Origin of the sequence: Nostoc sp. (assembly GCF_036917775.1) — a bacterium.
Lineage (GTDB): Bacteria > Cyanobacteriota > Cyanobacteriia > Cyanobacteriales > Nostocaceae > Nostoc.
The window spans coordinates 1-12,584 of the sequence record NZ_JBALEQ010000093.1; the positions used below are offsets into that span (position 1 = coordinate 1).

Sequence of the window (12,584 nt, forward strand, 5' to 3'; positions counted from 1 at the left end):
AGACGGGCAAAGAAATTTCCACCCTGAGTGGGCATAGCAATTATGTCAACAGCGTCGTCTTCAGCCCGGATGGCAAAACTTTAGCTTCCGCCAGTGATGACAAGACGATCAAATTGTGGAATCTGAATCTTGATGATTTATTAGCGCAGGGTTGCAGTTGGCTTAAGAGTTATTTGGCTAGCCATCCTGATGGGGCTAAGGTGTGTCCAAGGCAGTAGAGATGAGGGAGATGTGGTTCGACTTCGCTCACCAACCGGGGAAATGAGGGAGTTATGGCGAGTTGATATTCAAAAAGAGCGATCGCTTGGTAAATTAAAGATGCGATCGCAGTTCTTAACTCGGTGTTTCAAGTTCCAAACACCAATGACCGAGCAAAAAGGTCGAACTTCCTAGTTCTGAACACGAATGGCCGAGCAAAAAGGTCAAAGTTCCGAGTTCTGAACACGAATGGCCGAGCAAAAAGGCTGAAGTTCCGAGTTCTGAACACGAATGGCCGAGCAAAAAGGTCGAAGTTCCGAGTTCTGAACACGAATGGCCGAGCAAAAAGGTCGAAGTTCCGAGTTAAACCTCCGGTTCGACTCCCAGCGCTTTTAACTGAGCAGCTAATCTCTCTGCACGTTGCCGTTCTTTTGCTGCTAACTCCAAACCCCACAGTAATAGTTCGCCGTTGTTATCCCAAGATTAAAAAATTGCACACGGCGTTACTCCTGAGCAAGAGTTCGCACTTCTTCCACTGACAATCCCAAAGCTTGGGCAATCTGTTCGATGCTCAAATTCATTTGCAATAATCGGGGTATGGCATCTCTTCTAGCTTGTTCTGCAAGTTCCGCCCGTTGTCGTTCTTGTTCAGCCCGTTGGCGTTCTTGTTCGGCGTTGCGAGAAATTTCTGTATAAGTTAGAAACCTTTCTCCATCAGGGCGATATAACTGTAAGCCCTCTGTTGATAAAGCAAACCGAATTTTTAAACGGGGACTCACCCAATCTTCCATTTGGGGGATGACATCTAAACCGTCTTCGCTACGCAACCATCCACACAAATTATTGCGATCGGGATCGTAAATGTAGTACTCTTCCACGCCATAGCGATCGTAGAAAAGTAATTTCTTGTCCATTTCAGTTTGGGTGTTGCTGAGAGAAAGAATTTCAAACACTACTTGCGGTGCAATTCCCTCCTCTTTCCATTGTTGGTAGCACAAGCGATCGCCTTTTGGTCTACCTAATACCACCAGCACATCTGGGGCATTAACAATTTTGTTACGTCCCTCTACCGGATACCAAAATAAATCCCCAGCGACAAATACATTTGGATCGTCGGCAAATAGCCAATCTAAATTCTGCTTAATTTCCACAATCCAGCCAAACTGTATGGTATTATTAGCGACTGGTTGTCCGTCACTATCTGGGTAGATGACCTCTGGCTGCGTCGGCGGTTGGATTTGCGATACCATAGCTTCGCCCTCAGAAGGATATTTAATCGTGATGCTTCCAAATTAGCAGAGTCTTAAGTATGTCTGCGGCATGAATCTGGAACGATAACTAACTAAAACAGTACGATTGTTCTACTATAAACCAATTAAAGATAGTATTATTAAGGACTGTTTCATAAGAAACTCCTTCTTTGCCGCCCAATATGTCAGACCAACAGCTAGCAGCATCCTTGAATGGCCATCTTCCCCACCCCAGCCACAACAGCCAGAATACCATTCGGATTCGGGGTGCTAGGCAGCATAATCTGAAAAATATTGACTTGGAATTGCCACGCGATCGCCTAATCGTATTCACTGGCGTTTCTGGTTCTGGTAAGTCTTCCCTAGCCTTTGATACTATTTTCGCTGAAGGGCAACGTCGCTATGTGGAATCCCTCAGCGCCTACGCACGACAATTTTTAGGACAACTAGATAAGCCGGATGTGGAAGCCATTGAAGGCTTAAGTCCAGCAATTTCTATTGACCAAAAGTCAACGTCTCATAACCCCCGTTCCACTGTGGGTACGGTGACGGAGATTTACGACTATTTGCGGCTGTTGTTTGGTCGGGCTGGCGAACCCCATTGTCCGATATGCGATCGCTGTATTGCCCCCCAGACAATCGATGAGATGTGCGATCGCATCATGGAATTACCAGACCGCACCCGCTTCCAAATCCTTGCGCCCGTTGTCAGAGGGAAAAAAGGCACACACCGTAAGCTTTTGTCAAGTCTTGCTTCTCAAGGTTTTGTTCGCGTGCGAATCAATGGCGAAATCCGCGAACTGTCAGATTCTATTGAATTGGATAAAAATTTCACCCACACCATCGAAGTGGTAATTGACCGCTTGGTGAAAAAGGCTGATATCCAGGAGCGTTTGGTTGATTCTTTGTCTACGTGTCTCAAGCAATCGGGTGGTATTGCAGCCATTCTGGTGAGTCTGCTTGATGACGACGGACAAGAAAAAGAAGAAGAATTAGTATTTTCGGAAAACTTTGCTTGTCCAGAACATGGCGCGGTAATGGAAGAATTATCACCGCGATTGTTCTCCTTTAACTCGCCTTATGGTGCTTGTCCGCACTGTCATGGAATTGGGACTTTAAGAAGATTTGCTCCAGACTTGATCGTACCCGACTGGGAAGCGCCAGTTTATGCTGCGATCGCGCCTTGGTCAGAAAAAGATAATTCTTATTATTTGGAATTACTTTATAGCGTCGGACAGATTTATGGGTTTGAGTTACAGACAAATTGGAGCAAGTTGACAGAAGAACAGCAGCAAATTATTTTGTTTGGGGAGAAAGATGAACGAACCGCAGAGGCACAGAGGAAGCAGAGTTTTAAGGGTGCTATTCCAATTTTGCAACGGCAATATGAGGGTGGTTCGGAATTAGTTAAGCAAAAATTAGAGCAGTATTTAATCGATCAACCATGTGAAGTTTGTAAAGGAAAACGCTTAAAACCGGAAGCCTTGGCGGTGAAGTTGGGACAATATGGAATTTTAGAATTGACTACCGTATCAATTCGAGATTGTCGGGAGAGAATTGAGCAATTTAAGTTGAGCGATCGCCAGTTACAAATTGCTGATTTAGTACTGAGAGAAATCAAAGCTAGATTGCAATTTTTGTTGGATGTCGGTTTAGATTATCTCACCCTTGATCGTCCCGCCATGACCCTTTCCGGTGGCGAAGCCCAACGGATTCGTCTAGCAACGCAAATTGGTTCTGGTTTAACAGGAGTTCTCTACGTTTTAGATGAACCGAGTATTGGTTTGCATCAACGAGATAATGGCAGGTTGCTCAAAACTTTAACAAAATTGCGCGATTTGGGTAATACATTAATTGTCGTTGAACACGATGAAGAAACAATTCGCGCAGCTAACCACATTGTTGATATTGGCCCTGGTGCAGGAATTCACGGCGGAAATATTATCGCCCAAGGTGATTTTCAGACGTTATTAGCAGCAGAAGATTCTTTGACGGGTGCATATTTATCAGGAAGGCGAGTAATTAACACACCAGCAGAACGCCGAGAAGGAAATGGGCGTAGTTTGGGAATTAAAAATGCCCATCGCAACAATTTACAAAATATAGATGTAGATATTCCGCTAGGTAAACTTGTCTCCATTACTGGTGTGTCTGGCTCTGGCAAATCTACTCTGATTAACGAATTACTCTACCCATCTCTGCAACACCATTTAACTAAGAAAGTTCCCTTACCCAGACATTTGGATAAAATTCAGGGATTGAATGCGATTGATAAAGCGATCGTTATCGATCAATCTCCCATTGGACGCACGCCACGTTCTAACCCTGCAACTTACACAGGAATTTTCGATGCGATTCGGGATGTATTTTCCCAAACAGTAGAAGCCAAAGCTAGGGGTTACAAACCCGGACAATTTTCCTTCAACGTTAAAGGTGGACGTTGCGAAGCTTGTAGCGGACAGGGTGTGAATGTTATTGAAATGAACTTTCTCCCCGATGTTTACGTGCAATGCGAAATTTGTAAAGGTGCAAGATACAACCGCGAGACATTACAGGTGAAGTACAAAGATAAGTCAATCTCCGATGTACTGAGAATGACAGTTGAGGAGAGTTTAGACTTTTTCCAGAATATTCCCAAAGCGATCGCGCGTTTGCAAACTTTATTTGATGTCGGGTTGGGTTATGTCCAACTAGGACAACCTGCGACTACCTTATCTGGTGGGGAAGCACAACGGGTAAAATTAGCAACAGAACTATCTCGACGCGCCACAGGTAAAACACTTTATTTAATCGATGAACCAACAACAGGGTTATCTTTTTATGATGTCCATAAATTGTTAGATGTGTTGCAAAGATTGGTAGATAAAGGCAATTCAATTTTAGTAATTGAACACAACTTAGATGTAATTCGTTGTTCTGACTGGGTGATAGATTTGGGGCCAGAAGGTGGCGACAAAGGGGGAGAATTGATTGCTGTGGGTACACCGGAGGAAGTTGCAAAAAATCCCAGGTCTTATACTGGGCAATATTTAAAGCAGGTGTTGAAACAGTATCCGGCGGTGAAATCTTAGTCTTTTCAAAGTAGGGTGCATTATATAAAACTAAACATCCTCTAAGCAATGAGGTAATTACCAATGAAATTATTAGATATGGTTGCCCTAACCGAAGACTTACCAGAAATGGCATTGCATCGCGGTCAAGTAGGAACGATTGTAGAAGAATATGAACCTGGAGTTTTTGAAGTAGAATTCAGCGACTTAACAGGAAAAGCTTATGCCATAGAAACTTTAAATTCTAGCCAGCTAATGACTTTATATCATCAACCAATTAGTGGAAAAACTTTATTGGTTTAACAAAATCAACAAATAAACAAACTTGCATCAGTTCTTCAACAGTTTCTAAAAACTTTTCGTTTTCCTCTTCTATCTTGATAATCTGAGGTTAATGTTGAGACAGCAATTCACTATAAATATCTGAGTTAAAAATAAAGGTCATTTTCTTAGTAATCTCTGTAATGCCAAATTACAAAAATTTGATCCTACCAGATTATAGCTACCCCAGATAAAGGCATTCTACTGTCTCTACTAATTAGGGGTAAACCCAAATACTTAGCAGTGGCTGCAATAATTCTGTCAGGCATATCAGGAACACTATCTCGTGGTATTGTTGCCAATGCTGTAACTATCTCATCTGTAAGATTTGCTAGAATCATCCCACTAGTCCCAGCTATTAATGCAGCATCTAACTGAGACTTCATATCCGCTGATATACGTCCTTTTTCCTGTAAATAAACAATTTCTACAAGGCAAATTGTTGGTATGTAAATAACAATTGCACCGCGTTCACACTCCTCAAAAGCCTGGTTAGCAGCAGGACTAAGACGCGAACTATCTTCTAAATACCAAATCAGAGCATGGGTATCCGTTACCAAATTAGACATCAAACGTCCTCTCGAGGGAAGTTGCCCCACATTTGCTCTCTAATTTCTGAAATGTCTGACTCACTAATATTGCTACCTCGCCACAACCCTCTCAAAGACTTTCGCCGTTTCGGCTGAATCATTGTCAACTCTCTTTCAATTTGAGGTGCGACTTGCTCAATCAAGCGTACCTTATCTACTAGTGAAAGCTGCTTTACTAATTCAAGAGCTTCTTCTAACTTTACTGCTTTCTCCATTTTTCTAACCTTAACTTTTATCAACAGCTTATTATTATTTTAGTCAACAGTAAGAGGTGATTTCAACTAAATTTAACAACCTATTTCAATCTTAATTATTCTTATCGTCAAGAATGAATATCTAACAGCTAATTAGCTCTTTCCTCCCCTTTGCCAAAACTGCCGTAAAATCTCCCCAGGTTTTCGATCCCAGGTGTCTATATGCTCGTATATCAAATTATCTTGGTTGAGTTTATACGTTGAATAGCCATTAAAAAGCAAACCTGCTTTCCAAGGAACGCGTAACACTCCCCGCACCGTCCATTTTGCTAAAATTGTGTTTTCATCTGACTGATAAACCTCATGTACATCAAAGTAAATTTGGGTAAAAAATAGCCGAGCGTGAAATCGCAAAGTCCAAAATATAATCCGATAGTTAAATTTGTATTTGAATGTATTTACTGGGTCTTTAAAGTAGATATTGTCTGTATAAATTTCATAAGAAATATCTTTTTCAAAAAGTGTTGGTAAATCCTCTTTTAGAGTTTTAATGACTCGTTCCACCGATAATTGAGATTCCACGCGCCTTTTCCCTTAAAAAATCTTTTTTAACAACCGTTGCCAAATAGAAGATGTCCTCTTGTTACTCGTGCTACCCGCACTCAAATCTGACAGAGTGGGAAATGATGCAGACTTAGCATAAGGGCCATTTCGCAAAACTTTAGCTAGGGTATTGTTATTTTCGCGCAAACCTTCGTAAAAAAAGAATACCTCTCCTTGAATCCTAAGTTGACGATTGTATTCAATTGCTTGCACCAAATATTCTGGACTAATACAATAACTGCCAAGCTTCATCAGTATTCCCGGTGCTAACTTCGGCAGTGTCGCATCTGTGAACTGATGGTTTACTAGTCTATCAGCGATCGCAGCGTAACTCCTAAAGTCACGGCGATAAATCTGCGGCTGAATCATATCGACTATTCCCCGCTTCAGCCATGCGGGTGAGTCTTGCAGATATTCCTGAAATGCCCAATCATGGATATTGGGTGCGATCGCTACCAGCAAATTAGGATTCACCGCTTTCACCTCCCCGTAGAGACGCGCTAAAAACTCAGTCAGAATATCTGCACGCCACTGTAACCATTGTCTATCCTTGGAGTTCTGTGGCGGATTGCGATCGAATTCTTGGCGATAGCGGCTGACAGTTCCCTCATCATAGCCACCTTCACAGGGGAATGCTGGCAAGCGATCGTCTCCTTGAACACCATCCACATCATAATTATTTACAACTTCCAGCACCAAGTTTAACAAGAATTCCTGTACCTGTGAGTCCAGTGCATTCAACCACTCAAAGCCGTTTTTCTTTAGTAAATTGCCGTTACAATCGCGCGCAGCCCATTCCGGTTTTTTTTGTAAAAGTACACCACCATTCAAATTGTAGGAACTGGCAAAACCGTATTCAAACCAAGGAATTACTTTTAACCCAACTCGCTGCGCCTCCACCACCACTTCTTCTAAAGGGTCACGACCTACAGACATCGGGTCAATTTCGACTCCAAATATCTCTTGCATTGTTTGACTAGGATACAGAGTTACCGCCTTATTCCAAACAACGGGAAACACCACATTAAATCCCGTCTCAGCAAGCAAATCCATCGCCTCAGCAATACGTTCCTTTGACCTGAGAACTTTACTATCAGTAGTAGTCAGCCAAATACCACGGGTTTCTATTATTGCCATTTCTATAAATTGCAATTTTTGGCACTGCACTATCTAAACATGGGAGCATCTCAATGAGTGTAAAAACACGTTTGCCCTAGCGAATGGAATTCGCGGCTATACAGACAAAACCCACCTCCGTGGGTTTCAAATCCTTTGAGTCCGCGTAGGCGGACTTCGTTTGTGTAGCCGCGATTTCTAATCGCCTGGTATATTTGCAAAGGTGAGATGCTCCCTCTAAACATTGACTAGCCGACGATACCGCGCCTGTATTATTGTGTAAATGGCATAGGCAACCAAACCTAACGCCACAATACCCAAAAGCCATGCTCCATAAGGCTGTTGTGCTAGCGTCTGTAATACCTCATCTAAACCTTCGGCGGTAGCGGCGTTAGATTGCCTTGCAGCTTCAATTAAAAACCAACCAATAATACAAAATACTATACCTCGTGCCGCTAAACCAAATCTGGAAATCCTCATTACCCATTGGGCTTGTGTGTTGCTTAACTCAGTTAAATTGAGTTCTTTACGAAATTTGCCACTAAAAGCTTGATAAAACTGATAGAAGCCTAGAGCAATTACAAATACCCCCGCAGTTCCAACTAACCATTCACCAAAGGGTTGAGAAAGCAAACGTGCTGTCGAATCTTCAGTAGAATCACTACTATTTTTAGCGCTGCCTGTACCCGTAACGATTTTCACCGCACTTAAGGCTAAACTTGCATAAATCAAGCCATTAACTGCGTAACCAATTCGCACTGCCAAACCCTTGGCATCATTACCTTTATTTTCTGGGTCTTTAATTGCCTGTACAAAACGCCAGATTACGTATCCGATCAAGCCGATTGCAACTAAAGCCAGCAAAAATTTACCAAATGGCTGGTTAACGATTGTTTGGAGAGCGCCTTGGGTATCAGTTGTTTTACCACCGTTGCCAAAAGCCGCCTGTGCTGCCAGTAGTCCAACTATACCGTAAACTACTCCCTTGGAAACATAGCCAAATCGTCCCAGTCGCTCAACCCATAAGGAAGCATGGTTTGTCAACTGTTGTGTCATGGTATTTGGGAAGAATTATTATATCTATCCTTTACCAAGATTTACCCAACATTCGCATCTATCCCAGGGCAAATTGTCTAATGTTTTTGCAAAAAATCACTATTGTAATACTATCTTTTAATAGATGTGAGACTTCTCAAAATAATATTATATGTATTAAGTACAGTATTATTATTTAGTATTTTTTAATCCTGAGTTTTGATTAATTATGTCTCTAATAGAAACTTCTTGGAAACACGAATATATAATTACCAATGGGGTAAAACTACACTACGTTACCCAAGGTGAAGGGCCATTAATGTTGATGTTGCATGGATTTCCTGAGTTTTGGTACTCTTGGCGGCATCAAATACCAGAATTTGCCCAAAATTTCAAAGTAGTTGCCCTTGACTTGCGTGGTTACAACGATAGTGATAAACCAAATGAGCAATCAGCTTATGTCATGGATGAATTTATCAAAGATGTTGAAGGAGTAATTAAAGGATTAGGATACCAAAAGTGTGTTTTAGTTGGACATGATTGGGGAGGTGCGATCGCTTGGAATTTTGCATACACTCACCCCGAAATGTTAGAACAATTAATTATTCTTAACCTGCCTCATCCTGCCAAATTTGCCCAAGGCTTACGCACTACCCAACAGTTGCTACGTAGCAACTATATATTTCTCTTTCAACTACCGTGGATACCAGAATTACTTTTACAATCTTCCGACTACCAAGCTATTGAAACAGCTTTTAAAGGTACAGCAGTCAACAAGAGTGCTTTCACCCAAGCCGATATTGACGCATATAAAAATGCTGCGGCAAAACGCGGTGCCCTGACAGCAATGTTGAACTATTACCGCAATATTTTTCAGCAGAGAATGCTAAATCCAAGTTGGGGCGTTTTGGAAGTGCCAACACTGATGATTTGGGGAGAAAATGACACTGCACTTGGCAAGGAACTAACCTATGACACCGCAGCTTATGTCCGAAATTTTCAAATCAAGTACATTCCTAATTGTGGTCATTGGGTGCAGCAAGAACAGCCTGAATTGGTCAATCAGTATATGCAAGAATTTCTAATAGACCTAACCTAATTTGAGAATTTACGATCAGATCAATCGACAAAGTATAAATACCTATAAAACTGCCAAATTATGCCAAGCAGTGCAAGCCTTTAAAAAGATTTAACAGAGATTTAACACTGGCAGCTTTTTAGGGTTTATTGGGTAAAAATCGACCAGAAAATAGGGTATATCGAATTTTTTATCTCGCTATTATAGCAAGTTCATATCTTAACCAACTTATTAACGCATAGTATACATTGACCTCACAAAGTTTAGTGAGATAATAGAGTTGTGAGGGACAGAACGGACGCAACTTGATTATTAAGGGGGAAAATATATGAAACTCCAGCTATTAGCGGCCATGGCCTTAGCAACTCCCCTATTTTTCGCTAGCTCGGTTAGAGCCGAAAATCCGCAGGATTTACAAAAGCTGCTTTCAACAGGGGAATGTACCCACTGTAATTTGTCGGGAGCTAACCTCAGTGGCGCTCATTTAATTGGTGCTGACTTAAGAGGCTCGAAGCTCGAAGGAGCAAACCTTGTAGGGGCTAACCTTGAAGGTGCTGACTTAACAGGTGCTAATTTGGCAGGTGCTAACCTAACATCAGCTTATGTAAGCAATGTTAATTTGAAGCAAACCAATCTTAACGGAGTAAATTTTACCCGCGCTACGATTCACGATTCTAATGTGTATAAAGCATCAATGAACGATCTAAATCTCACTGATGCCGAAATATTTAACACTGGAATCGGGATTGGTGGAGAAGATGCCGAAATTCCCGATTGGAAATAGGCTGAACAGAGTAGGCAGGTGAAAATAAACACAACATCAGAGAAACTGGTTTTTTGCCAGCATTATCTTTAAAATCTGCCTATACAAAAATAAAAAATGAAACCCCTCTTGCTTGTAATCACTTTACTATGACGCAAGCAGAGGGGGTTTCTTATTGGGATTGAGCCGATTTGTCTTGGTGCTATTTTGAAAGCACATAATCAATGATGCTAGTTCCTACGGGAAAAACTCACTATCAAATTCGGAAAGTGAGGATGAAAGCGATTATCGCACCGTGACAATCTCAAATTCCCACTTCTTTACTCGGCACTGTTTCGCTAACTATAGCCCTGCAAACCACTCATAGCCCTGATCCTCCCAATAGCCTTTAAGAGGTAACAAATTGCTGACGAATGTAATTTGAGTCACCCACTTGCTTTGCTTATAGCCCAGTTTAATTGGGGATGCTAGACGCATAGGCGCACCATTATCAACTGATAATGGTTGTCCATTCTTTTGATAAGCCATCAAGGTTTGGGGATGTACAGCAGAGGCAAGATCCCAGCTTTCATAGTAGCCATCAGCAGATTTAAAGTAGACATAACGGACATTTGACTTCGGCTGTACCAGCGCTACTAAGTCTCGCAATCGCACGCCTCCCCATTGAACGATCGCAGCCCAGCCTTCAACACAGACATGGCGAATTACCATTGAAGTCAAGGGAAGTTTTTCAATATCCCCCATACTCAATTGCATCGGGTTACTAACCTCGCCATCAATCTTCAGGCGAAACTGCGCCGGATCAATTTGCGGCGTGAAGTCAAAGGAATTGATTAACAATTTGTCTGCTTCTATGGCACTAACAGGAAATTCTGGAACTGCTTTCTGACTTAACAGTAGTGCTTCTAGACGTTGGTTTAATGGCTCAGATATTTGCCGCAGATTATCTGAGAACAAATTTGTCCCACAGCCACCTAAAAGAAAACCTACCCCTGAAATTCCAGATAGTTGCAGTAATTGGCGACGGGATAAGGTGCGTTTGGGAAGAATCAGACTCATATTACCTCTACAGAAACATAGACTTAACTAGACGGATGCTTCCTACCTTCAGGGCAAGTAAGGAATGAGCAATTTTAAACAGTATGACTGTGGGAACAGTTATAAAGTGAACAGTGCTTAGAGTTTGCCAACTACCAAACAGCCCCAAAATCCAATGCAGTTGGGCAGGTTTGTACATCGCCAGACCACTTAAGATTGACAGCAGTAGCACTGGAATGATAGCAGTATAAACTAGATAGAAGTCTGAGAGAGTGATTGCGTAAGTCCTATCTAAGAGTTTCAGAACAAACCTATCTCTGGCTGGCTATCCTGAACTTTGGAACATACAAAGAAATTGGTGCTTAAGCCTTGATATGCGGTGCCTACGGCAGCAAGCTACGCAACCCAATTTTCTAGAGTAATATTTTGTTATTGAAGAATATCTGCGCTTTGATAATCCTGATACTAATCTATGGACAACAGAGGAAAAAAGCGACTTTTATAATATTTATTGCAAATCTGACCATCATACCAGCGCTAACTAGCGATTAGGGTGGGTAAATAGTGCCCACCCTAAAACTCTAACTTGCTACTGCTTCAGCAGGGGCTGTTGAAACAGCAGTTATAGGTAAATAAACACTAACTTTTTTACGGGTTTTGCCCTTTCTCTCAAACATTACAACACCGTCGATTAAGGCAAACAGAGTGTCATCGCTACCAATACCGACGTTGTTACCAGGGTGAAATTTGGTGCCGCGCTGACGCACGAGAATGTTTCCTGCACGCACAACTTGACCGCCATAACGCTTGACACCCAGACGTTGGGCGTTAGAATCACGACCGTTGCGTGTACTACCCGTTCCTTTCTTATGAGCCATGATTTCCTCTTATGTATCTGTATCTACTTCTTTTTATTATTCAGCAGCGGTTTCAACTTCTTCAGCAGAAGTCTCATCTAAAATGGGGGTTTCCTTCTCCGCTTCTCCTTGGGCAACAAATACTTCACCGTTAAGGGTGATGGAGTCAATCATAAGTCTGGTAATTTCCTGACGATGCCCCCGTTTTTTGCGGGTTTTCTTTTTCGGCTTCATCTTGTATACCAAGACTTTACGACCTCTGTAATGTCGCATTACAGTCCCTTCTACAGTTGCACCTGTCACTAGTGGCTGTCCAATGCTGACTGCGCCATCGTGCTGCACGAGTAATACGGAGTCTATTGTAACTTTTTCATCTGGTTCGGTGGGAAGCAGTTCAATGTCATAAAACCGCCCTGGCTCTACTCGTATTTGTTTGCCGCCAGTTTCAATAATCGCGTAGGTCATGGAATTGTCCTTGAGGTTGCCGTACA

At 42.1% G+C, this 12,584-nt stretch carries 15 protein-coding genes; 6 read left to right on the forward strand and 9 right to left on the reverse strand.

What is annotated here, in order from left to right; genetic code table 11:
• A partial coding sequence (locus V7K69_RS18720; RefSeq protein WP_335036941.1) for a WD40 repeat domain-containing protein occupies window positions 1-218 on the forward strand: 218 nt, incomplete at its 5' end.
• A 13-nt stretch (window positions 219-231) separates the two neighbouring features.
• Window positions 232-393, forward strand: a complete 162-nt coding sequence (locus V7K69_RS18725; RefSeq protein WP_335036955.1) for a hypothetical protein — start codon at window positions 232-234, stop codon at window positions 391-393.
• A gap of 308 nt (window positions 394-701) precedes the next feature.
• On the opposite strand, the gene V7K69_RS18730 is transcribed toward V7K69_RS18725, so the two are convergent.
• Complete coding sequence (locus V7K69_RS18730) at window positions 702-1,448, reverse strand: Uma2 family endonuclease (RefSeq protein WP_335036957.1); 747 nt, start codon at window positions 1,446-1,448, stop codon at window positions 702-704.
• A gap of 182 nt (window positions 1,449-1,630) precedes the next feature.
• Here V7K69_RS18730 and uvrA point away from each other — a divergent pair, with 182 nt between their 5' ends.
• Together uvrA and V7K69_RS18740 are read left to right on the forward strand one after the other, a co-directional pair.
• Window positions 1,631-4,519 carry an excinuclease ABC subunit UvrA gene (gene uvrA, locus V7K69_RS18735; protein ID WP_335036959.1) on the forward strand — a complete coding sequence of 963 codons (2,889 nt, stop codon included), beginning with the start codon at window positions 1,631-1,633 and terminating at the stop codon, window positions 4,517-4,519.
• Between the two features lie 63 nt (window positions 4,520-4,582).
• Window positions 4,583-4,801, forward strand: a complete 219-nt coding sequence (locus V7K69_RS18740; protein ID WP_335036961.1) for a DUF4926 domain-containing protein — start codon at window positions 4,583-4,585, stop codon at window positions 4,799-4,801.
• Window positions 4,802-4,986: 185 nt separating this feature from the next.
• Here V7K69_RS18740 and V7K69_RS18745 read toward each other — a convergent pair whose 3' ends face one another.
• The 5 genes from V7K69_RS18745 to V7K69_RS18765 form a co-directional block, all read right to left on the reverse strand.
• A complete protein-coding gene (locus V7K69_RS18745) occupies window positions 4,987-5,388 on the reverse strand; it encodes a type II toxin-antitoxin system VapC family toxin (RefSeq protein WP_335036963.1) in 402 nt (133 codons plus the stop codon).
• Entirely contained in the window at window positions 5,388-5,624 is a 237-nt protein-coding gene (locus tag V7K69_RS18750) for a hypothetical protein (RefSeq protein WP_335036965.1), read from the reverse strand. Before V7K69_RS18750 ends, V7K69_RS18745 begins: the two co-directional genes overlap by 1 nt.
• A 132-nt stretch (window positions 5,625-5,756) precedes the next feature.
• A complete protein-coding gene (locus V7K69_RS18755; RefSeq protein WP_335036967.1) occupies window positions 5,757-6,185 on the reverse strand; it encodes a DUF2358 domain-containing protein in 429 nt (142 codons plus the stop codon).
• 12 nt (window positions 6,186-6,197) lie between these two features.
• The gene (locus V7K69_RS18760; RefSeq protein ID WP_335036970.1) at window positions 6,198-7,343 is read right to left on the reverse strand and encodes a glycoside hydrolase family 10 protein; all 1,146 of its coding nucleotides are present in this window, start codon (window positions 7,341-7,343) and stop codon (window positions 6,198-6,200) included.
• 216 nt (window positions 7,344-7,559) lie between these two features.
• The gene (locus tag V7K69_RS18765) at window positions 7,560-8,378 is read right to left on the reverse strand and encodes a DUF1206 domain-containing protein (RefSeq protein WP_335036972.1); all 819 of its coding nucleotides are present in this window, start codon (window positions 8,376-8,378) and stop codon (window positions 7,560-7,562) included.
• A gap of 208 nt (window positions 8,379-8,586) precedes the next feature.
• Between V7K69_RS18765 and V7K69_RS18770 the strand changes: the two genes are divergently transcribed.
• The gene (locus V7K69_RS18770) at window positions 8,587-9,456 is read left to right on the forward strand and encodes an alpha/beta fold hydrolase (protein WP_335036974.1); all 870 of its coding nucleotides are present in this window, start codon (window positions 8,587-8,589) and stop codon (window positions 9,454-9,456) included.
• A gap of 307 nt (window positions 9,457-9,763) precedes the next feature.
• On the forward strand, window positions 9,764-10,219 hold the full coding sequence (locus tag V7K69_RS18775; RefSeq protein ID WP_335036976.1) for a pentapeptide repeat-containing protein: 456 nt from the start codon (window positions 9,764-9,766) through the stop codon (window positions 10,217-10,219).
• 321 nt (window positions 10,220-10,540) lie between these two features.
• Here the strand turns inward: V7K69_RS18775 and V7K69_RS18780 are convergent, their stop codons facing one another.
• The 3 genes from V7K69_RS18780 to rplU form a co-directional block, all read right to left on the reverse strand.
• Complete coding sequence (locus V7K69_RS18780; RefSeq protein ID WP_335036978.1) at window positions 10,541-11,257, reverse strand: molybdopterin-dependent oxidoreductase; 717 nt, start codon at window positions 11,255-11,257, stop codon at window positions 10,541-10,543.
• A gap of 560 nt (window positions 11,258-11,817) precedes the next feature.
• Entirely contained in the window at window positions 11,818-12,114 is a 297-nt protein-coding gene (gene rpmA / locus V7K69_RS18785; protein WP_335036981.1) for a 50S ribosomal protein L27, read from the reverse strand.
• A 36-nt stretch (window positions 12,115-12,150) separates the two neighbouring features.
• The gene (gene rplU, locus V7K69_RS18790) at window positions 12,151-12,558 is read right to left on the reverse strand and encodes a 50S ribosomal protein L21 (RefSeq protein ID WP_163929454.1); all 408 of its coding nucleotides are present in this window, start codon (window positions 12,556-12,558) and stop codon (window positions 12,151-12,153) included.
• Between the last annotated feature and the right edge of the window lie 26 nt (window positions 12,559-12,584).